This is a genomic window from Ferrimonas pelagia (assembly GCF_039543565.1).
Classification (GTDB): domain Bacteria; phylum Pseudomonadota; class Gammaproteobacteria; order Enterobacterales; family Shewanellaceae; genus Ferrimonas; species Ferrimonas pelagia.
The window spans coordinates 24,816-45,556 of the sequence record NZ_BAABJZ010000088.1 but is presented as its reverse complement, the minus strand read 5'-3'; the positions used below and the strand labels follow the sequence as shown (position 1 = coordinate 45,556).

The following is a 20,741-nucleotide window of genomic DNA, read 5'->3' as shown; positions in this document are numbered from 1 at the left end:
ACCGTGAGCCCACTCGCAACGAATAACGACCCCAATGAGAAGTTATTCCCGCTCGACTTTTGATGTTGTGAGGTTGACGGTGAATCATATGGATTTGATTGGTGGCAATGAGTTGCCCATGTGACAATGAACTGACAATGAACTGACAATGAACTGACAATGCGCTGAGAAATTCTCGGAAACAACTAAAGATGGGATCAGATGAAGCGGAAAAGAGATAAAACTAGGCACAACTTGTTAGCCATCACCAAGAATATCATTCAACAGCAAGGGATCATCGGGTTTCGACTTTGTGACATATCGAAAGCCGCCAATATCTCTGCCGGCTCTTTGTATTCTCACTTTTCTAGTAAAGAGAGCTTGCTCATCTCGCTCTACCTTGAGCGCTTAGAAGCGACAATTGCCTTACGAAAAGAGATAAGCCAGAGTAATCTTTCCTACTATGAAAAGATTTTGGCTGTAAATTTGGTTCTGATAATGTTTAGTTTACATCACGATAGAGGTGATGGACTCAATTTCATGCTTGCTAACCGTAGCCTTTGGGAAAATGCAGAGCCAGCGCTGAAGATGCAAATGGAAGGTGGCTATGCTCTCTTACATGCGCAGCATGTGCAACTTTGGGACGATGCACGGATTAAAGGTGGATTGTTGTCTGATAACAAAATCTGTAACGACGTGAGACATCAACTCTTTTGCTATCAACGCGGCTGCGTCGTTTCTTTGCAGAACCCAATGATTCGAGGAGGGCAGGAACAAAAAACGAGCGCTCATTACTTAGAGATAATGATAAATATTATGAGGCAGTTATGCTGGGAACCAAAAACTGACAGCATAGATAAAAAACATCTTGAAACACACTGTCGAACTTTGGTCGACCAGAGTGATTTAGCTATTATATAAACGGGGACAATCGCCAATCATAACTATTATTTGTAGTACTCCAGATTTGACCTGACAGTGGCGTTGTTGATCAATTCATCCTCGGGACAGCTTCAGGGCGAGAACGCGAAAGGGGTGTAGGGCGGAGCCCCAGCTCTTTTGGTAGATCAAGCCGCCGGGCCGCTCCCGGCAAACCTACCGTGCGTCAGCACAAAAGCCCCGCAACACAGCCGCCAACACTGAGCGGTGCGCTAGCACATCCTCCCCGCGCTGCCAATCATTCACGAAAAACAAACACAAGAAAGCCGCCCCGAGGGGCGGCTTTTCTTAATGCGATAGCTTAAAGCTGGTCAGCATTCTCGGACAGGAAGCGAGCAACGCCGTCAGGCGATGCATCCATTCCCTTTTTACCCTTTTCCCAATTAGCTGGGCACACTTCGCCGTTATCTTCGTGGAACTGCAGCGCGTCGATCATGCGCAGCATCTCGTCAACGTTACGGCCCAGTGGCAGGTCGTTTACGACCTGATGGCGTACCAGCCCCGCTTTATCGATCAGGAACGAGGCACGAAATGCCACGCCCGCCTCTGGGTGCTCTACGTCGTACGCCTGACAGATCTCATGCTTCACGTCGGCAACCAGTGGGTAGCGAACCTGGCCGATACCGCCGTCTTCGATCTTGGTGTTACGCCATGCGTTGTGGCTAAACTGAGAGTCAATCGAGACCCCAATCACTTCAACGCCACGACTCTTAAACTCTTCAATACGCTTGTCGAACGCAATCAATTCGGATGGGCATACGAAGGTAAAATCCAGAGGATAAAAGAACACCACCGCTGGTTTGCCTTTGATCGCAGTCGCGAGATTGAAATTGTCTACAATTTCGCCGTTACCCAATACTGCTGCTGCCGTGAAATCCGGAGCACTGCGACCCACTAAAACACCCATAATATCTCTCCAATCCGAATACGATTTAATTTGTTTTTAATCCAAAAATTCTTTTATATGGCCGGCTGTTAACCGATAGGTAGATAATACGGTGTGCTATTCCCGCTGACCAACGCGTTCCTTCAATTGGGTTAATAGATAAAACCGAATAACGCAGACCAGACGCTCCATTAAGAGGGTTGGTAAGCCCACCACAGATCACACCTTGGCCGCCTTATCCAAAGCCGCATCAAGACGTTGACCTTGAGCTGCAGGAGAACCGGTTTTTATCGCCAACAAGCGGTAGATCCCAGGGGCAATCACCAGCGTCATGACCGTTGCCACCAGTACACCGGAGAAAATCACAATACCGATAGCGCTGCGCGACTCAGCCCCCGCACCGCTGGCCAAGATCAACGGCACGGAGCTGGCCAAGGTGGTGAGCGCGGTCATCAATACCGGCCGCAGCCGCGCGCAAGAACCATCGATGATGGCCTGTTGGTAAGGCACACCTCTGTCGCGCAATTGGTTGATGAACTCGACGATAAGGATCCCATTCTTGGTGGCCAGGCCGATCAACATGATCAGAGCGATCTGCACGTAAAGATCCAGAACCAGTCCAGTAAGCAGCATGCCGGCAAACGCACCGGTCAGAGCGAGGGGCACGGTCAAGAGGATCACCAACGGGTGAATAAAACTCTCAAACTGAGCCGCCAAAATGAGATAGACCACCAACAGCGCCATCAAAAACAGCAAGATCATTGAGCCGCTGGCCCGCTTGAACTCCAGCGATTCTCCCTTGTAATTCACCGTGGCTCGCTCAGGTAATACGGCAATGGCTTGCTGCTCAAGGAAATCCAGTGCCTCACCCAAGGTGTAACCGTCGGCAAGGTTAGCGGATAGGGTAATGCTCTTGGCTCGGTTATAGTGACGCAGTTGGCTAGGCTGACCTTCGATGGCCAGATCCACCAAGGTATCGAGTGAGATCATCTCGCCTTGATCGCTGCGCAGTTGGATCCGTGCCAGCTCCGCCATGGCATTAAAGTCGCCCCGATCCGAGCGGACATGAACGTCATACTCCTCGCCATCCTCCACAAAGGTGGTGATATTGCGTCCCCCCAATACCGTCTCCAATGCCGTGGCGATCTCGGACACAGGGATCCCCAACTCGCGAGCATAGGTACGCTTGATGGTAGTGGCGATCCTCGGTGTGGTTGGCTCGTAGTCGATGTCTAGCCCGACCAGAGATGAATTAGTCTCAGCGGCCTCTAGCAGCCGCAAAGACCATTGTTCCATTTGCTCGTAACTGCCACCGCCGATCACCAATTGAACCGGCGGTTGCGATCTACCGGAGATCGCTGCTGGCACCATGACGCGGGTTTGCAGGGCCGCCACCGGAGCCAGCAAACGTCGCACCTCAGCCGCGATCTCATGTACGCTCTGCTTGCGCTGATCCCAGTGGCGTAAATCGAAGGCGATCCGGGCTTCGTGCTCACCCCGAAGGGTCGGGGTCCGGATCGCAATCGCCGCCACGGGACCATCCTCTTCCATCAAAGGGGCCAGAAGTACCTCCACCTCTTTCAGCAATGGCAGCATGGCCGCTGTTCCTGTTCCTTCAGCACCACGCAATGATGCGTGCAGGATCCCTTGGTCGGCACTATCGACGAACGCCTTCGGGACCGACTGATAAGCATGTCCAACAAAGGTCATGGCCAAGATCACCGCCAACACGGGAACAACAGCAAAGCGCAGCATCAAAGCCAACAAGCGACGATAACCCAACTCCAGGGCGAGCAGACCTCGCCCTATCTGCCGCGTCAGCCAGCCCGGCCGCACATTTGCACTGAGCAAGCGGCTACCCAAAACCGGCCCAAGTGTCAGCGCGACAAAACAGGAGATCACCACACTGGCCGCTAGCGTGACCGCATACTCGCGAAACAACAAACCCGCAGTTCCGTCCATCAGGGTGATCGGCAGGAATACCGCCACCAACACTGCCGTGGTCGCCATAATTGCGGTGCCGACCTCTTTGGTGCCCCGATAGGCCGCCACCAGCGGGAGCTCGCCCTGCTCGATACGACTTTGAATGTTCTCAAGCACCACAATGGCATCATCCACCAGCAACCCCACCGCCAGCACCATCGCCAACAAGGTGATCAAGTTGATGGAGTAGCCAAACAGGGCCAGTACAGCAAAGGTTGCCAGAAGCGATACCGGCACACTCACCGCGGGGATAAGCGTTGCCCGGGCGCTGCCAAGGAAAGTGTAGATCACCGCAACCACAAGCAGTGCTGCCACCAATAAAGTGGTAAACACCTCCTCGATGGCATCATCAATAAACACAGAGGCATCCGTGATCTGCGTCACCGTCATGCCTTCCGGCAGAAAGGGGGTGATCCGATCCAACGCCGCCTTAATATTGTTCACCACCTCCAGGGTATTGGCGTCAGATTGCTTGATGAACTCCATCAGGATCTGATCCTGACCGTTGATCCGAAAGAACTGACTGCTGTCCGCTGCGCCGGTATCTATGTGAGCAACGTCTGACAACAGCAGAGTACTGCCATCGACATTACGACGCACTGGCAGGTTACGATAATCATCGATACTCTGGTAACCCCGCTGCAAGCGCAGACTGTAGCTCCGACCGGGATCGGATAGGTTTCCTGCCGGAGCCTCAATGTTCTCTCGCCTCAACGCCCGTTCAATGTCTGCGACTGTCACACCGCGAGAAGCCATCGCCGCTGGATCCAACTGCACCAGCAACGCATAGGGATGATAACCGCGCAACTCAACGCTGCTGACCCCATCGACCAAGCTCAGCGGGTTGAGCAACTGACGCTGAATGTGATCCCCCAGCGCCACCAACGACATTCGGTCAGAGCCTATGGCCACGCTGATAACCGGATCACCATCGGCATTCGCCTTCGCCACCACTGGCGGGTTCATACCACTAGGTAGATGACGCTGAGCTTTTGCCACAGCGTCACGCACATCGTTGGCCGCTGTATCGATGTCGATCCCGGCAGAAAACTCCAGGCCAATACGAGTCAGTCCATCGGTGTTGTTCGCCTCAATGGTTTGTAAACCTCGGATCCCAGACAATTGATCCTCAATCGCCTTGGTGACTCGTGACTCCATAATGTCAGCAGAGGCTCCCGGATAACTGGCCCGGATCGACACCTCGGGTGGCGCAGCATCAGGATACTCGCGCAGAGCTAGGGTGTTGAAAGCCAGCACACCAAACACGATAAGCAGCAGGTTGAGCACACACGCCACCACGGGCCGACGGATCGACAATTCTGACAGGATCACAACCCTTGCTCCTGCACCCGCACTTTACCGCCATCTCGCACCTTGTTGATCCCTTCGCTCACCACCCACTGTGTCGGATCCAGGCCCGACACGATAGCCGTTGTGGTACCGATAACTTGGCCCGTTTCTACCGCCACTTGGCGTGCTGTTTGCTCCCGTTCGACGACAAACACAAAGGCCTGTGCACCACGATAAAACAGACTGCTCGTGGGCACGGTTATTGCTTCTCGCTCATCAGCCAATAGCTTAACTCGAGCCAACATTCCCGGACGCAGACGGTGATCAGGATTGGCCAAATGGGTACGGATCCGTACATTGCGGCTGTGCGCATCAACCACAGGATCGATCAGTGCGATCTCGGTCGTGACAACTTGCTCCGGATAAGCATCGAAGCTCAGCGCCAGCGACTGGCCGAATTGGATCTGCCCCAAGTACTTACTTGGCAATGTGAAATCAACGTACAAGCTGTCTAAGTTGGTCAAGGATAAGACATCAAATCCTCGACGAAAATACTGGCCAGGGCTGATAGATTCCAACCCGATGACCCCACCAAACGGAGCGTGTACACGGAAATTGTTAAGGGTCGCCTGAGCAGCATCGAGCTGGGCCTTAGACTGTTCGACCAAAGCCTGTTGAGCCTGCAACGCTGAAGCGGAAACAGCTTGGCGTTTGGCCAACCGAGACAGTTCGGCAAGCTGGCGCTGCGCATCATCGAGTTGCACTTGCGCCTCCACTAGGCGGGCTTGCTCCTGAGCGCGTTCAAGACTGAAAAGTAACTGTTCTGGAACTACTTTTTGTCCAGGTTCAACGTGAACCTGTTCAATAAAACCATTCACCCGATTCGCCAACATCACCTGTTCATTGGCGTACACCGTACCCAAAGACTCCAGTGGCTGCCCCCAAGCTTGTGGCTCCACCAAAACGGTCCTAACCAACGGCTGTGCCCGTGGCTCGAAGGCAAACGATGAAGGCATATAGAGCACAACAGCACACAGCAGCAGCGCAATGGTGTACTTGAACGTTTGCTTCAACAGGGGAAGCAATAGGCACAACGAACCAGAGAAGAAAGCATGAAACATCACAACACCTGCTCGCCTTTAATAGGCAGTCTTTTTATGGGATCTGGGCAAGGCGCGAGGGTAGCCGGTGATTGCGGCAAGAGAGGGAATATTTGGTGTCAGTTTCATGACAACCGCAGCATCTGGGCGCTGCGGTTGTATTGGGGAGCGGTATCTGGGGTCAGTATCAAGCCTTACGGCGGGCCAGAACGGCTTGCGCTAGCTGGCCCAGCACGTTCTCGCTGTCATCCCAGCCAATACAGGCATCGGTGATACTCTGGCCGTAATTCAGAGCCTTGCCGTCGACCAGATCCTGACGCCCCTCATTGAGATGACTCTCGATCATCACGCCAACGATGGCGCGATCACCGCCCTCGATCTGGCCGCACACATCCTGACCCACATTCATCTGCCGCTGAAACTGCTTCTCGCTGTTGGCATGACTGAAGTCGATCATCACGTTAGCGCGCACACCGGCGCGCTCCATGTCCGCCACCACCGGCGCAACGTGCTCAGCGCTGTAGTTTGGTCCTTTATCGCCGCCGCGCAAGATGATGTGACAATCCGGATTCCCAGCGGTTTCAACAATGGCGGAGTGACCGTATTTGGTTACCGACAGGAAGTGGTGCGAGGCGCTGGCTGAACGGATCGCATCCAAGGCGATCTTGATGTTGCCGTCGGTGCCATTCTTAAAGCCCACTGGGCAAGACAAACCGGACGCCAACTCTCGGTGGACCTGAGACTCGGTAGTACGGGCGCCGATGGCCCCCCAGCACATCAGATCCGCCAGGTATTGCGGCGTGATCATATCCAGAAACTCGCCCGCCGTCGGCAGCCCCATGCTGTTGAGCTCAAGCAGCAGCTTACGTGCCGCCCGCAGGCCGTCATTGATGCGGAAGCTGTCGTCCATACCGGGATCGTTGATCATCCCTTTCCAGCCGACCGTGGTGCGCGGCTTTTCAAAGTACACCCGCATCACGATCTCCAGCGAATCACGGTACGTTTCACGCAGGGCAACCAAGCGCTGGCCGTACTCCAGTGCAGCCTTCGGATCGTGGATAGAGCAAGGACCGATCACCACCAACAACCGATCATCCTCGCCGTTTAGGATCCGCGAGATCGCCTGCCGTCCAGCAAACACCGTATTGGCCGCCGCTTCCGAGGCCGGGAAGCGCTCCAGGATCGCCACCGGCGGCAACAGCTCCTTGATCTCATTAATACGGACATCATCATTACGGTATGGCATAGCGCTTCCTTGGTGTGCAGTTTGTTATTTAACCTTCACCGTACCACACTTTTTTCCTGCATTGGCCATCCATACGGCTGCTTATGGTTTTATTTCTTACCAATTACTCGGCCCGGGATCAAAAAAGGCGGACCCTGCCGGATCCGCCTTTGTCGGTCATCGGTCCGCTTACGGACGGTAGACCTTGATATTGCTGTGGCCCTGCTCCTGCAGATACAGCGCCTGCAGTTTGCTCATCACGCCGCGATCGCAATACAACAGGTAGGTTTTATCCTGCGGTAATGCCGAGAATTGGCTGGCCAGCTTAAAGAAGGGCAGGGTCACCACCTCGTTGTCCACCAACTCCAGAGGGCTTTCCTCCTCCTCTTCCGGCGCACGAATATCCAATACCACTTCACCGGAGCCCGGTGTGGCCACGGTTTCCATCTCGACCTTGTCGCTTTCGATCTTACCCACCATCGCCAGATCTCGGATGTCGTAGTATTGGGTGGCTTCCACCACACGATCGACCAGATCGTCGGAGAACTTGGCTTCCTCCGCCTCGATCTTCGCTAGGATCGCCTTAACCGTTGGCTTGTTGGAGATCACGCCACAATACTCCGGCATCACCTCAGCGTACGGCAGGGTACCGATGGTGCGGGACAGATCGATGATCTCCTGCTTATCCCAGGTGATCAAAGGACGCAGTACCACCTTATCGGTCGCGCGATCGATCACGTTGAGGTTGGTCAAGGTCTGCGAAGACACCTGGCCCATGGCTTCTCCGGTCACCAGCGCCGGAATGCCGAAGCGATCCGCCACTTTGCCTGCCACCTTCATCATCATGCGCTTGAGCACAACGCCCATCTGACCGTTGTCGACCTTCTCTAAGATCTCTTCCACTACGGGCTCAAACGGCACCGACAGGAAGCGCACCTTGTGGGAGTTGCCAAACTTATTCCACAGGTAGTAGGACACCTCCTGCACACCACGCTCATGCTCGGCGCCGCCGAGATTAAAGAAGCAATAGTGGGTTCGGGCGCCCCGTTTGATGGTCTGGAAGCTGGACACGCCGGAATCGAAGCCGCCGGAGATCAAGCTCAGCACATCCTCTTGCGTGGCGATCGGGAAGCCGCCTAGGCCCGGGTGACGACACTCAACCAGATAGGCGATATCCTCTTCGATCTGGATGTGGATGGTCATGTCCGGATCTTTAAGCTTCACCCCGGCCGCATCGGTGTTCTGATTCAGGCCACCACCGACATAGCGTTCAACGTCCAGCGAGCTGAACTCATGCTTACCGGAGCGCTTGACTCGCACACAGAAGGTCTTACCGGCCAGCTCGTCAGCGAAGATCGACTGACACGCCTGATAGATATCATCGATGCTGTCAAAGCGGTGCTGGGTAACTTCCAAGAAATAGGCGATCCCTGGAATACAGGACAGACGCTCCACCAGCTCATCGCGCAGCCCGTCACGCTCGGTGCGGCAGGTCACGACGATGTGATCCCAGTTAAATCTGACCCGGATATCCTCATCCACCTTACGCAGTACGTTGCGGATGTTGGACACCAAAAGTTTGGAGAAGCGGATCCGCACCGGTTTGGATTTGATCATCACTTCCGGGTGCAGCTTAACGATAAATTTCATGATGTGCCTGTCACTGCCTTACAAAGGCGCGGGAGTATACCCTAGCCCACGCGCCTGAGCGAGAGTTGAGCAATAACTTCCGAGCATAGATCTCCCCTCGTCAGCACGCAATGCGATCTCCGCCATTAAGGCGATACCGAAATGGCCTCTGACAGCTTCGCTTTCCCCTGCTCAATGCTGATCTCCACTCGCCGATTCGCCGCCCGACCAGCCCAGGTGTCATTGCTCTCCTGTGGTTGGGTATCGGCCACACCGCGCAGGATCATCCGTTGGCCATCAAACTTTGGCACCGACAGCAGCTCATGCCCTACCGCCAGCGCCCGTTGCGAGGAGATATCCCAATTGGAGCGATACAGCTCGTTGCTGATCACCGTATTGTCGGTATGCCCGGTCACCGTGATGATCCCCGGCACCTCCGTCAGTAACTCACCGACGGCGTGCAAGACGGGTCGAAACCTGGGCTGCAGAAACGCCGAGCCCGCCGGGAAGGCCCCCTGCTCGCGGATCCGGATGATCAACTGCTGGCCCAAGGACTCGACCTCGATGGCACCGTCCCGGATCTGCTCCTCCAATTCCTGCGCCACCTTCTTGGCTAACTGATCCCATAGCGGCGCCGCCGCCGCTTGCTGCGCTTTCGAGCTTGGCGTGTTCTGGCTGGCGCTCTGACTGGTGCTGCCACCACGACTGTTGCCCGACAGATCTTCCTGGCCACCGGCATCGCTGCTGTCGCCCGGTTGGAAATCGAGCGCCTCGCGCTGATAATCGGCGGTCTGCTGCTGCACCACATCCAGCGGAGTCGGCTCGGGCCGTCCCGGCCGGAACTCCATGGCGATCACCGAGGTACCGCGGGGGATGTCCTGCACCTCGATCTGGTTTTGCACACCGAAGGCGTACTTCATCGAGCCCGCCACCTGTTTGAACTTAAGCACATCCATCTCAGAGAAGGCCAGCAACAGCACAAAGAAACACATCAACAGGGTCGACAGATCGGCAAAGGTCGACATCCAGGCCGGGGCCCCGGTCGGCTTTCTGCGCTTCGGGCCGAATTCACTCATTCGACTCAATCCTCGGTGGTTTCGATCACCCGCTGCTTCTCACGCAGGTAATTTTTCAAGAAGGCCTCGATGACACGCGGGTTTTGCCCATCCTGGATCGCCAACACCGCATCCAGGATCAAACGCCGATTGAGCATCTCTTCCTGCATGCGCAGCTCCAGCTTGTCGGCGATCGGCAGGGCCACCATATTGGCGATAATGGCACCATACAGCGTGGTCAGCAGGGCAATGGCCATCGCTGGCCCAATGGTTTTGGGATCTTCCATATTGTTGAGCATCGCCACCAGGCCGATCAGGGTCCCGATCATCCCCATTGCCGGAGCCACCTCGCCCAACTTGCGGAACACATCGATCCCCAAGCTGTGACGCTCCATGGTCAGGCCGATGTCTTTATTCAGCGTGCTGCGCACCGTCTCTGCATCATGACCATCCACCAGCAAAGCGATGGCCTTCCTCATAAAGGCGTTGCTGACCTCGGCCTCCTCCAGCGCCAAGAAGCCGCCCTTGCGCGCCGAGTCCGCCATGGTGACCGATTGCTCGATCAGCGCCTCCGGTCGATCCAGCCGAAACGCAAAGGCCTTAGCGGCGATCTTGACCGATCCCAGAAACTGCATCAGGTTAAATTTCATCATCACAACGAATAGCGAGCCGAGGATCACGATCAAGGCGCTGGGCGCGCTGATAAAAATGGTAGCGTCGCCACCTTGAACCATTGCCATAATGACAAAGGCGAATGCGCCAACCAGGCCGATCAGGGTTGCCAGATCCACACTTGCTCCTAACGATAAAAAATACCTTTCCAGATCCCTATAACGACCGGAATACTGAAAACTATACGCTTATTCTGCTTATCGCCCTGTGCAGTGGCAAGCTTAAACAATTTTTCTCCGGCCAAGGCGCCGTCGCATTGAATCTAGCGGGGCAAAACAGTACCTTTGGCCCCTTAATTGGACGGGAGCAGTAAAGTGGCCAAAAAACCGGAAAACCTGAGCTTCGAGCAATCCTTGCAGGAGCTGGAGCAGATCGTCGCCCAGCTGGAGCAGGGTGAGGTGCCCTTAGAGCAGGCACTGAAGCAGTTTGAACGCGGGATCGGCTTGGTCAGAGCCAGTCAAGCCAAGCTAGAGCAGGCGGAGCAGCAAGTCCGGATCCTCAGTCAATCGCCGGGCGCAGAGCCGGGCTTGGCCCCGTTCGAGGAATAAGCATGTCGACGCACGCACTCAGCCATTACCAGCAACGGGTCAACCGCACCCTGGAGCAGGCCTTCGACCGGCTGCCTCACTGCGCCCCACGGCTGCTGGAGGCCATGCGCTATGGCACCTTGCTCGGCGGCAAACGGGCCCGACCGTTTTTGGTCTATGCCACCGGCACCATGCTGGGCGCCGAGGAAAGTACCCTCGATCCCATCGCGGCGGCGGTCGAGTGCATCCACGCCTACTCGCTGATCCACGACGATCTGCCGGCGATGGATGACGACCACCTGCGCCGAGGCCAACCGACAGTGCACATCGCCTTTGATGAGGCCACGGCCATCCTGGCCGGTGATGCCCTGCAAGGCCTGGCCTACGAACTGCTAGCCGAATGCGACTTACCGCCCGAGCTGGAGAGCAATCGCATCGCCATGCTGCGCGTGCTGGCCAAGGCCTCCGGCTATCAGGGCATGTGTGGCGGTCAGGCGATCGATCTGGCCCAGACGGGTCAACCCATCGATCTGGCCACCTTGACGCAACTGCACGCGCTCAAAACCGGCGCACTGATCCGCGCCAGCGTCGAGCTGGGCAGCTTGGCGGTCGCCGGTGTCGACGAAACCCAACGCGCCCACCTGCGCCAATTCGCTGAAAAGATCGGCCTGGCCTTCCAGGTGCATGACGATATCCTCGATATCACCGGCGACACCGAACAACTGGGCAAGCCCCAGGGCTCCGATCTGGCCGCCGAGAAAAGCACCTTCCCCGCCCTGCTCGGCCTGAATGGTGCCCGTGATGTAGCGCAGGATCTCTATCAAGATGCACTGACAGCACTGGCCCAGTTACCTTACAATAGCGATCAATTGGAAGGTTTCGCCCGATACATCATCGAGCGCAACCAATAGTAAAGACAAATAAGTGAATCCTTGAATGAGCCAGGCCCTGTCTGATTACCCCTTGCTGTCCCAGGCTTTGATGCCGGATCAGCTTCGGCAGTTGCCCCAAGAGCAACTGACCCCACTGGCGGATGAAGTTCGTCAGTTCCTGCTGCAATCTGTGAGCCGCTCATCAGGACACCTGGCCTCAGGTTTGGGCACTGTAGAGCTGACGCTGGCGCTGCACTATGTCTATAACACACCGTTTGACCGCCTAGTGTGGGACGTGGGCCACCAGGCGTACCCGCATAAGATCCTGACCGGCCGCGCCGATCGACTCCATACCATACGCCAGAAGGACGGCTTGCACCCCTTCCCATGGCGCGGGGAAAGCGAATTCGACACCTTAAGTGTCGGCCACTCCAGCACCTCCATCAGTGCGGCGCTCGGTATGGCGATCGCCGCCGATAAAGAGGGTCAGGGTCGTCGTGTCGCCGCCGTGATCGGCGATGGCGCCTTAACCGGTGGCATGGCTTTCGAAGCGTTGAACCACGCCGGTGATATCCACAAAGACATGCTGGTGATCATCAACGACAACGAGATGTCGATCTCCGAAAACGTCGGTGCCCTCAACAATCATATGGCGCGGATCCTGTCCGGCAGCTTATACACCTCGATCCGAGAAAGCGGCAAGAAGGTGTTGGGCGCGATGCCACCGATCAAGGAGCTGGCGCGTCGTGCCGAGGAGCACCTGAAAGGGATGGTGGTACCGGGCACCCTGTTTGAAGAGTTAGGCTTCAACTACATCGGCCCTATCGATGGTCATGACGTTAACGGTTTGGTGGACACCCTACGCAATATGCGTAATCTCAAAGGTCCGCAGATCCTTCACGTGATGACCAAGAAAGGCAAAGGCTATCAGCCTGCGGAAGAGGATCCGATCGGCTACCACGGCGTGCCCAAATTTGATCCTGCCGAATGGAAGCTGCCCAAGTCTGCCCCAGGTCGGCCGACCTTCTCCAAGGTGTTCGGCGACTGGCTGTGCGACATGGCGGCGCAAGATCCAAAACTGGTGGCGATCACCCCGGCCATGCGTGAAGGCTCCGGCATGGTGGAGTTTTCCCAGCGATTCCCGGATCAATACTATGATGCGGCCATCGCCGAGCAGCATGCGGTCACCCTGGCAACTGGCTTTGCCTGCGAAGGGCTTAAACCCGTGGTGGCGATCTACTCCACCTTCCTTCAACGGGCCTTTGATCAGGTGATCCACGATATCGCCATCATGGATCTGCCCGTCCTGTTCGCCATCGATCGCGGCGGTTTGGTCGGCGCGGATGGTCAAACCCACCAAGGGGCGTTTGACCTGTCGTTCCTGCGGATCATCCCCAACCTGACCATCATGGCCCCGGCCGACGCCAATGAGTGTCGGCAGATGCTCTACACCGGCCACCAGCTCAACGGCCCGGCAGCCGTGCGCTACCCACGGGGCAATGGCATGGAGGTGGAGATCGAAAAAGCGATGACGTCGCTGCCGATCGGCAAGGCGCAGCTGCGCCGGCAAGGCCAGCGGATCGCCATCCTCAACTTCGGCACCTTGTTGCCGTACGCCCTGGAGGCAGCCGAGCAACTGGATGCCACCGTGGTCAATATGCGCTTTATCAAGCCTCTGGATGACGAGATGGTAAAACAGATGGCTGAAAGCCATGACCATCTGATCACCCTGGAAGAGAACGCCATCATGGGCGGCGCAGGCAGCGCGGTGCTGGAGTCGCTGGCCAAACAAGGGCTCTGCAAACCTGTGTTGCAACTGGGCTTGCCGGATCGCTTCGTCGAGCAGGGCACGCAACAGGAGATGCACACGGTCTTGGAGCTGGATGGCCCGGGGATCGTCAAGCGCGCCAAGGCCGCTTTCGACTGCTAAGAGCCAAGCAAAGCAAAACGCCGCTGTGGGAAACCACAGCGGCGTTTTTCATGCAACGGTATAAGACTCAAAGCCCGAGGGCGTCGCGCGCGCCCTCAGTACCCTGCCCCTAGCCGAAGAACAGGCGCCACAGCCAACTGCGATCGAGATCTTTTTTACACTCCCGATATTGCATAGCGTAACGTTTAGAGCGGTCATCGACCCGCCGAGACACCTGGATCAGCCAAGGCTTTTGATTGTAGGTTTGACGCTTATAGCCGCCCCACCCTTCGTGGTAATTCAGGTACTGATGGTACGCATCCCACTTCGACACGCCATTCACTGCATGGCTCTTATAGATAAACCAGCCCATGAAATCATGCGCATCGGCAAAGTTGCTGCGCCGGGCAAAAGAGCGGTTGTTCTCCCGCACATAGTCGTCCCAAGTCATGGTCTTGGCCTGCGCATAGCCATAGGCCGTGGACGCGCGTCCGACCGGAATAAAGCCCAGCCAGTATTGCATCGGTGGACGGGCGTTATGACGGAACGAACTTTCCTGATACATCATGGCCATCGGCACATGCACCGGCACGCCCCACTTCTGCTCGGTGTTCTTCGCCGCCTTATACCAGCTGCGATTCTCCTGAAAGATGTTACAGATATTCTCCGGATCCTTCGGTGGTGGCGTGGCACAACCGGCTAGGCCCCAGATCCACAACAACAACAGTGCGCTCATTCGATTCATTGTTTTGTTTTTTAAGCCTAAATAATTTTTGAAAAATTCTGCCTTGCTTAGGAACTTATTGGAAGGGCGCGAGTCTGAATTTACGAACCGATTTATTCGTTCATCATTATCCTCCTTTATTCGGGAACCTGATTCAGGCAGGGGTTCCCGATTTTTTTTGCCCCCTCGCTCCCAATCGACACAGCACAAACCGCTACCCTTGACCACAACAAGTGCACAATAAAGGGCGCAAGAAGGCGTCTTGACAAGTTTCCGTCCCAACAAGACAGGTCCACTTCGAGTTTTCCTCAACTCCACCTTTACAGACGACCAGCTCGCTGATTAAATATCGCGCCTCTTTACTCCAACTTGAACCGATCTGATGTCGACTGAGCTCTATCTGGTCTATCTGGCAACCGTCATAGTCCTGCTTGCTGCCCCGGGTCCCATGACCCTGATGACCCTCTCCACCAGCGTCCGCTATGGTCACGGCCGAGCGCTGTACACGATCTTGGGCTCAAACATCGCAGGATTGATCTTAATGGCACTGTCCGCGACTGGGATAGGCGCTCTGATCTCCGGCCAGCCTATCGCGTATGAGATGCTGCGCTTCGCCGGCGCCGGTTATCTGATCTGGTTAGGGATCGGCGCTTGGCGCGCACGTGCAGGCGCACTCTCTAACGACGGTTTTGAGCAACGAGACAGCGACAAGCGCAAGCTGTTTCGCAAAACCTTGCTGGTTGGTCTGGCAAATCCGAAAGGCCTGGTATTCTTTGCAGCCCTGTTTCCGCAGTTTATTCGCCCAGAGTCCGATCTGACGACCCAGCTGCTGATCTTATGTGCCACCTTCACCCTAATCGACTTTATCATCCTCAACCTGGTGGCTATGGGAGGCTGTCGACTGGCCAATCAACTGGCCAACCCCAGCGCCCAGACCAAGTTCAACCGCGCCTGCGCCGTCGTATTTATCGGCCTAGGTGGCTCTATGGCTCTGGCGGGTTAATTTCCCCTTTATCTCGGTATCGTCATCCTCTGTTTACGTGCCGCCAGGCGCAATATTGACGCCGCAGGTCGCCCAGTGAGTGCAGCACCGAGAGCGGCATGTCCCGTGAACGCGCCCCGGCTGAGATCTGCGTATCCGCGCTATCCGCGATGGGAGATGGAGATGAAGATGGAGATGGCAGATGGCAGATGGGACAGTGACACGCTGCGTCGGGGCCTGAGGCGGATCGTCCCTGTGCCCTTCACCAAGAAGCGTTCCGTCGCCGACCCCCCTTCGGCTTGTCGGCTGTGCGACCGATTGGAGTAAAACGAACAGACTCAACAGAGCGCGAACGGTTCGCGACGGTACAACCCAAAAAAAGGGGAATGACCGCTGAGATCATCCCCCCTCTTTTGTTTCCATGGTCAGGTTAAACCAACCAGTAAGCCGCCGCTTGCACCACTGCGAGCGCAAAGATCCCCGCCAAGACATCATCGATCATGATGCCAAAACCGCCGTGGACATGCTTATCCAATAACTTAATGGGCCAGGGCTTGAGGATGTCAAAGAAGCGGAAGGCCACAAACGCGGCAATCACCCAGATCCAACCGGCAGGCAAGCAGATCATCGCGATCAACATGCCGACCACCTCATCCCAGACGATCGCCGGATGATCGTGCTCCCCCATCGCCTTCGCGGTGACATCGCACAGGTAGATCCCCACTAACCCCATCACCAGTACGATGGCCAGGTAGATCGGCAGGGACAGCCCCGCCATCAGCAAGAAAAATGGCAGCGCCGCCAAGGTGCCAAAGGTGCCCGGTGCTTTTGGGGCCAGCCCTAAACCAAAGCCCAATGCCAGGAAGTGCACCGGATCGGTCATCCGGATCCCAGGGTATCGCTTCATGAAACGTCCTTAAAATGGTTATAACCCGACAACGACAAGGACACCGGCTGACCGTCTTGACGGTATTGGATCCCTTCACCATTGGTGATCTGGCCGATACAGCAGTAGTCGGCCCCCGCCTCGGCCAACGCCGTCGCGAGCGCGCCCTTTTGCGCCTCGGGCACAGTAAACAGTAACTCGTAATCCTCGCCGCCGGTCAGCGCCATCGCTTGCGCCTGCTCGCGAGGCATCGCGCTGAGCAGGTGCTCTGACAGGGGCAGATCGTTCAACTCGATCACGGCGCCCACCTGAGACGCCGTGAGGATGTGCTGCAGATCCGACGCCAAACCATCGGACAGATCCATGGCGCTGGTAGCGATCCCCCGCAACATCCGACCGGCCAATACTCGAGGTCGAGGACGCAAGTGCGCCTGCTGCAAGGCTCGGTGCAGCTCACTCGGCAGCGTTAACTGGCCCAGCAAACACTGCAATCCCGCCCCACTGTCCCCCAGCTTGCCGGTCACAAACAACCAGTCTCCCACCCGTGCGCCACTGCGGTACAGCGCCTTACCCGCCGGCACATGGCCATGGATGGTCAGGGTCAGACTCAGCGGTCCTCGCGTGGTATCCCCGCCGATCAGCGCAAGGCCGTAATATTGGCAGATCTCAAACAGGCTGGCGGAAAACGCCTCCAGCCAGGGCTCATTGACCTGCGGCAAGGTCAGCGCCAAGGTCATCCAGGCTGGCTCTGCCCCCATCGCAGCAAGATCGCTCAAGTTGACGGCCACCGCCTTGTAGGCCAGATCCGCCGGATCGATGTCCGCCAAAAAATGGGTACCACTGACCAGCGTGTCGGTCGAAACCACCAACTGACTGCCCTCAGGCACACGCAGCACCGCCCCGTCATCCCCCACCCCAAAGATCACATCTTTGCGCTGGTTCGGTCGAGTAAAGTGACGTTTGATCAGAGAAAACTCATCGGTTCCTTTCATTGCATCCCCATCTTCTGAGAGCGTCGGCCGAATGGCGAAAAGAAGCACGCTTGGGGCGAAACAACGGTACCGCCGAACAAGCCAGCGGCACGGCGAACGACCATAACGAACCCAGGCTGACAAGGGCTTATCGCAACGCCTGGTTTCCGCTAAGAAGCCATGTATCGCGACAGCCAGTGTCATTACCACCCGCCCGATAGATAGACGGCCACATAAATGTGGCCGTCTGTCTTACCCGATAAGATCGCTTAGCGATTGATCGAGATGGCGAGCTTATCCAGTACGCCGTTTACGAACTTATGGCTTTCCTCGGCCCCGAAGACCTTGGCCAGCTCAATCGCTTCGTTGATCGCGACCTTGTAAGGCACATCATTGCGATGCAGCAGCTCAAATGCACCCAAACGCAGGATCGCCAGCTCCAACTGATCCACCTCGTCCACCAGACGAGCCAGATTTGGCTTCAGCTTGGCATCCAACTCACTGGCCTGGGCGGATACGCCCACCAGCAGTTCGCGGAAATAGGCGAGATCTGCGCCCTTGGTATCTTGCTCGGTCAGGAACTCATGCTCGACATCAGCGATGGAGTTACCACTCATCTGCCAAGAGTAGAGGGCCTGCACCGCCAGTTGGCGGGCTTTACGACGTTCGGAAGGCTTCACACAATTCTCCAATCAGGCTGTTAATCAGCCAGATGGTTTAGGACGTTGACCATCTCCAGCGCACCCAGGGCGGCTTCACCGCCTTTGTTACCCGCTTTGGTACCGGCGCGCTCGATGGCCTGCTCAATAGTGTCGGTGGTCAGCACCCCGAAGGATACCGGAGTATCAAACTCCAGCATGACTTGGGCCAGTCCTTTGTTACACTCACCGGCGACAAAGTCGAAGTGCGGGGTTCCGCCGCGGATCACTGCGCCCAGCGCAATGATGGCGTCGTACTTGCCACTGGCTGCCAACCGGCGCGCGGCCAGTGGCAGTTCAAAGGCACCCGGTACCCGCACAACAGTGATGTCATCATCATTGACCTGACCAAAACGCTTCAGGGTATCGATCGCACCTTCAGTCAGGCTGTCGACGATAAAACTGTTAAAACGGGAAACCACCAAAGCGATTTTAGCCCCTTTGGCTTCGATGTTGCCTTCGATTACCTTCATATCGTTATCCATTTCTTCTCACGGCCCCAACACGGGCCAAAAAGTTGCAGTATGATAGCACAGAGAAGCGGCAAATGCCGTGCCGCCCTTGCACTGGCGTCATGTCGCACAAAGCATTGAAACATAGAGCGCTTGGCGACATGGACGAGTGAATAAAACTAGACCTCGACGTAATCGGTCACTTCCAGACCAAAACCGGACAAAGCATGGTAGCGTTTCTGACTCGACAGCAAGCGCATCTTACCCACGCCGAGATCGGCCAGGATCTGCGAGCCGACACCCACGGTGCGGGTGGCTTCTACCGAGCGTTTGATGCCGATGGTTTCGCCCTTCTGCTGCGCCGCATAGGCCTTAAGCTGGGCCAACATGGTATCTGAGCTTTGCTCGCGTCCCAGCAGCACCAACACCCCACCCTCTTGTGCGATACGGGCCATCGCCTTATCCAGTGGCCAGGCTGGCGTGCCACTGATGGTGGCCTGCAGCAGGTCCCGGGTCGGATCACTCAGATGCACGCGCACCAAACAGTTGTCGGTGACCTCTCCCTTCACCAAGGCAACATGCAACTGGTTATCGATGGTGTCGCGATAGCAGGTCAGCTCAAATTCGCCGTAGCGGGTCGGCAGGGTGCACTGGGTTTCCCGCACAATGGTGGTCTCATTGTGATTGCGGTACTCGATCAGATCGGCAATGGTGCCCACCTTCAGATCGTGCTCCGCCGCAAACGCTTCCAACTGAGGACGGCGCGCCATAGTGCCATCTTCATTAAGGATCTCGACGATCACCGCCGCCGAGCGGAAGCCCGCCAGGCGCGCCAGATCCACCGAAGCTTCGGTGTGGCCGGCACGGTTCAGCACGCCGCCGTCCATCGCCCGCAGTGGGAAGATGTGACCCGGCTGAACCAGATCCTGCGGCCCTGCCCCTTCGGCAGCCGCGGCTTGGATGGTACGGGCACGATCGCCGGCGGAGATCCCGGTGGTCACCCCTTCGGCCGCTTCGATCGACACGGTAAAGGCGGTGCCGTATTGCTCGGTGTTGTTGCTCACCATCTGATGCAGGCCCAGCGCATCACAGCGCTCAGCACTCATCGGCAAGCAGATCAAACCCCGGCCAAACTTGGCCATAAAGTTGATCGCTTCCGGGGTCACGGCTTCCGCCGCCATGATCAGATCCCCTTCGTTTTCCCGATCTTCGTCGTCCATCAGGATCACCATCTTGCCCTGACGGATATCTTCGATGATCTCTTCAATGCGGTTGAGCGCCATAGCTTGCCTTTCCTTTACTTCACAAAGCCGCTGCGGGCCAAGGTTTCCAGCGTCAGACCACCCGCAGCGTGTGCTGGGGAATCGGCCTGGGGCTGCATCAATTTTTCCAGATAGCGCGCCAGTAGATCCACTTCGATATGGACACGATCACCAGCATGTTTCTCCGTCAGTGTGGTTTCCGTCGCCGTGTGTGGCACGATGGTCAGTCGGAAACGGGCACCGTCCACTTCATTCAGCGTCAAGCTGATCCCATCGATCGTCACCGAGCCTTTGTGCGGCAGATAGCGCCCCAATTCGGCCGGCGCCTGCAACCAGTACTCAATGGCGCGGCCACGGCTTTCCCGGCTGACGACGGTAGCAACCCCATCGACATGACCACTGACCAAATGGCCACCCAGTCGCGTGGTCGGCATCACCGCCCGCTCCAGGTTGACCCGGGTGCCCACGCTGTACTGGGTGAAGTTGGACAGCGCTAGGGTTTCCGCACTGACGTCGGCGACAAAATGATCCGCCCCCAGGCTAACCACCGTCAGGCACACCCCGTTGGTGGCGATGCTGTCGCCCAGTTTGACGTCATCCAGCGGCAAGCCGCCGGTCGCGACCGTGACCTTCAAGTCGCCGCTGCGATGCTCCAATTTACGCAGTGTTCCCACCGCTTCGACAATGCCGGTAAACATCT

General features: G+C 56.7%; 19 protein-coding genes. 5 read left to right on the top strand and 14 right to left on the bottom strand.

Annotated elements, in window-relative coordinates:
* The first annotated feature begins 201 nt into the window (after positions 1 to 201).
* Positions 202 to 900, top strand: a complete 699-nt coding sequence (locus ABEA08_RS13985; RefSeq protein WP_345335953.1) for a TetR/AcrR family transcriptional regulator — start codon at positions 202 to 204, stop codon at positions 898 to 900.
* Positions 901 to 1,219: 319 nt separating this feature from the next.
* Here ABEA08_RS13985 and ABEA08_RS13980 read toward each other — a convergent pair whose 3' ends face one another.
* The 7 genes from ABEA08_RS13980 to pomA all read right to left on the bottom strand — a co-directional run bounded on the left by ABEA08_RS13980 (position 1,220) and on the right by pomA (position 10,877).
* Positions 1,220 to 1,825, bottom strand: a complete 606-nt coding sequence (locus ABEA08_RS13980; protein ID WP_345335952.1) for a peroxiredoxin — start codon at positions 1,823 to 1,825, stop codon at positions 1,220 to 1,222.
* Between the two features lie 198 nt (positions 1,826 to 2,023).
* Positions 2,024 to 5,119, bottom strand: a complete 3,096-nt coding sequence (locus ABEA08_RS13975; protein WP_345335951.1) for an efflux RND transporter permease subunit — start codon at positions 5,117 to 5,119, stop codon at positions 2,024 to 2,026.
* Entirely contained in the window at positions 5,116 to 6,198 is a 1,083-nt protein-coding gene (locus tag ABEA08_RS13970; RefSeq protein WP_345335950.1) for an efflux RND transporter periplasmic adaptor subunit, read from the bottom strand. The genes ABEA08_RS13975 and ABEA08_RS13970 overlap by 4 nt, the downstream gene beginning before the upstream one ends.
* Positions 6,199 to 6,364: 166 nt before the next feature.
* Positions 6,365 to 7,423 carry a 3-deoxy-7-phosphoheptulonate synthase AroG gene (aroG, locus tag ABEA08_RS13965; RefSeq protein WP_345335949.1) on the bottom strand — a complete coding sequence of 353 codons (1,059 nt, stop codon included), beginning with the start codon at positions 7,421 to 7,423 and terminating at the stop codon, positions 6,365 to 6,367.
* A 168-nt stretch (positions 7,424 to 7,591) separates the two neighbouring features.
* On the bottom strand, positions 7,592 to 9,052 hold the full coding sequence (thiI, locus tag ABEA08_RS13960; RefSeq protein ID WP_345335948.1) for a tRNA uracil 4-sulfurtransferase ThiI: 1,461 nt from the start codon (positions 9,050 to 9,052) through the stop codon (positions 7,592 to 7,594).
* A 125-nt stretch (positions 9,053 to 9,177) separates the two neighbouring features.
* The gene (locus ABEA08_RS13955; RefSeq protein WP_345335947.1) at positions 9,178 to 10,107 is read right to left on the bottom strand and encodes a flagellar motor protein MotB; all 930 of its coding nucleotides are present in this window, start codon (positions 10,105 to 10,107) and stop codon (positions 9,178 to 9,180) included.
* A 5-nt stretch (positions 10,108 to 10,112) separates the two neighbouring features.
* Entirely contained in the window at positions 10,113 to 10,877 is a 765-nt protein-coding gene (pomA, locus tag ABEA08_RS13950) for a flagellar motor protein PomA (protein ID WP_345335946.1), read from the bottom strand.
* Between the two features lie 195 nt (positions 10,878 to 11,072).
* Here pomA and xseB point away from each other — a divergent pair, with 195 nt between their 5' ends.
* The 3 genes from xseB to dxs are packed head-to-tail and all read left to right on the top strand — an operon-like array spanning position 11,073 to position 14,087.
* Positions 11,073 to 11,306 (top strand): exodeoxyribonuclease VII small subunit, encoded by a 234-nt coding sequence (gene xseB, locus ABEA08_RS13945; protein ID WP_345335945.1) that lies wholly within the window; start codon positions 11,073 to 11,075, stop codon positions 11,304 to 11,306.
* A gap of 2 nt (positions 11,307 to 11,308) precedes the next feature.
* Complete coding sequence (ispA, locus tag ABEA08_RS13940; protein ID WP_345335944.1) at positions 11,309 to 12,196, top strand: (2E,6E)-farnesyl diphosphate synthase; 888 nt, start codon at positions 11,309 to 11,311, stop codon at positions 12,194 to 12,196.
* Positions 12,197 to 12,221: 25 nt separating this feature from the next.
* On the top strand, positions 12,222 to 14,087 hold the full coding sequence (gene dxs, locus ABEA08_RS13935; RefSeq protein ID WP_345335943.1) for a 1-deoxy-D-xylulose-5-phosphate synthase: 1,866 nt from the start codon (positions 12,222 to 12,224) through the stop codon (positions 14,085 to 14,087).
* A gap of 109 nt (positions 14,088 to 14,196) precedes the next feature.
* On the opposite strand, the gene ABEA08_RS13930 is transcribed toward dxs, so the two are convergent.
* Positions 14,197 to 14,811 carry a transglycosylase SLT domain-containing protein gene (locus ABEA08_RS13930; protein ID WP_345335941.1) on the bottom strand — a complete coding sequence of 205 codons (615 nt, stop codon included), beginning with the start codon at positions 14,809 to 14,811 and terminating at the stop codon, positions 14,197 to 14,199.
* A 361-nt stretch (positions 14,812 to 15,172) separates the two neighbouring features.
* Between ABEA08_RS13930 and ABEA08_RS13925 the strand changes: the two genes are divergently transcribed.
* The gene (locus ABEA08_RS13925) at positions 15,173 to 15,793 is read left to right on the top strand and encodes a LysE family translocator (protein WP_345335939.1); all 621 of its coding nucleotides are present in this window, start codon (positions 15,173 to 15,175) and stop codon (positions 15,791 to 15,793) included.
* Positions 15,794 to 16,202: 409 nt separating this feature from the next.
* Here ABEA08_RS13925 and ABEA08_RS13920 read toward each other — a convergent pair whose 3' ends face one another.
* The 6 genes from ABEA08_RS13920 to ABEA08_RS13895 form a co-directional block, all read right to left on the bottom strand.
* Entirely contained in the window at positions 16,203 to 16,679 is a 477-nt protein-coding gene (locus tag ABEA08_RS13920) for a phosphatidylglycerophosphatase A family protein (RefSeq protein WP_345335938.1), read from the bottom strand.
* A complete protein-coding gene (gene thiL, locus ABEA08_RS13915; protein ID WP_345335937.1) occupies positions 16,676 to 17,650 on the bottom strand; it encodes a thiamine-phosphate kinase in 975 nt (324 codons plus the stop codon). Before thiL ends, ABEA08_RS13920 begins: the two co-directional genes overlap by 4 nt.
* A 248-nt stretch (positions 17,651 to 17,898) precedes the next feature.
* Entirely contained in the window at positions 17,899 to 18,309 is a 411-nt protein-coding gene (gene nusB, locus ABEA08_RS13910; protein ID WP_345335936.1) for a transcription antitermination factor NusB, read from the bottom strand.
* Positions 18,310 to 18,329: 20 nt separating this feature from the next.
* A complete protein-coding gene (gene ribH / locus ABEA08_RS13905) occupies positions 18,330 to 18,800 on the bottom strand; it encodes a 6,7-dimethyl-8-ribityllumazine synthase (protein ID WP_345335935.1) in 471 nt (156 codons plus the stop codon).
* Positions 18,801 to 18,958: 158 nt separating this feature from the next.
* The gene (gene ribBA / locus ABEA08_RS13900; protein ID WP_345335934.1) at positions 18,959 to 20,062 is read right to left on the bottom strand and encodes a bifunctional 3,4-dihydroxy-2-butanone-4-phosphate synthase/GTP cyclohydrolase II; all 1,104 of its coding nucleotides are present in this window, start codon (positions 20,060 to 20,062) and stop codon (positions 18,959 to 18,961) included.
* A 14-nt stretch (positions 20,063 to 20,076) separates the two neighbouring features.
* Positions 20,077 to 20,739 carry a riboflavin synthase gene (locus tag ABEA08_RS13895; RefSeq protein ID WP_345335932.1) on the bottom strand — a complete coding sequence of 221 codons (663 nt, stop codon included), beginning with the start codon at positions 20,737 to 20,739 and terminating at the stop codon, positions 20,077 to 20,079.
* Positions 20,740 to 20,741: the final 2 nt, after the last annotated feature.

Coding starts and splice junctions, on each gene's coding strand:
- ABEA08_RS13985 (WP_345335953.1), top strand. CDS start 202: ATGAAGCGGAAAAGAGATAAAACTAGGCACAACTTGTTAGCCATCACC.
- ABEA08_RS13980 (WP_345335952.1), bottom strand. CDS start 1,825: ATGGGTGTTTTAGTGGGTCGCAGTGCTCCGGATTTCACGGCAGCAGCA.
- ABEA08_RS13970 (WP_345335950.1), bottom strand. CDS start 6,198: ATGTTTCATGCTTTCTTCTCTGGTTCGTTGTGCCTATTGCTTCCCCTG.
- aroG (WP_345335949.1), bottom strand. CDS start 7,423: ATGCCATACCGTAATGATGATGTCCGTATTAATGAGATCAAGGAGCTG.
- thiI (WP_345335948.1), bottom strand. CDS start 9,052: ATGAAATTTATCGTTAAGCTGCACCCGGAAGTGATGATCAAATCCAAA.
- ABEA08_RS13955 (WP_345335947.1), bottom strand. CDS start 10,107: ATGAGTGAATTCGGCCCGAAGCGCAGAAAGCCGACCGGGGCCCCGGCC.
- ispA (WP_345335944.1), top strand. CDS start 11,309: ATGTCGACGCACGCACTCAGCCATTACCAGCAACGGGTCAACCGCACC.
- dxs (WP_345335943.1), top strand. CDS start 12,222: ATGAGCCAGGCCCTGTCTGATTACCCCTTGCTGTCCCAGGCTTTGATG.
- ABEA08_RS13930 (WP_345335941.1), bottom strand. CDS start 14,811: ATGAATCGAATGAGCGCACTGTTGTTGTTGTGGATCTGGGGCCTAGCC.
- ABEA08_RS13925 (WP_345335939.1), top strand. CDS start 15,173: ATGTCGACTGAGCTCTATCTGGTCTATCTGGCAACCGTCATAGTCCTG.
- ABEA08_RS13920 (WP_345335938.1), bottom strand. CDS start 16,679: ATGAAGCGATACCCTGGGATCCGGATGACCGATCCGGTGCACTTCCTG.
- thiL (WP_345335937.1), bottom strand. CDS start 17,650: ATGAAAGGAACCGATGAGTTTTCTCTGATCAAACGTCACTTTACTCGA.
- ribH (WP_345335935.1), bottom strand. CDS start 18,800: ATGAAGGTAATCGAAGGCAACATCGAAGCCAAAGGGGCTAAAATCGCT.
- ribBA (WP_345335934.1), bottom strand. CDS start 20,062: ATGGCGCTCAACCGCATTGAAGAGATCATCGAAGATATCCGTCAGGGC.
- ABEA08_RS13895 (WP_345335932.1), bottom strand. CDS start 20,739: ATGTTTACCGGCATTGTCGAAGCGGTGGGAACACTGCGTAAATTGGAG.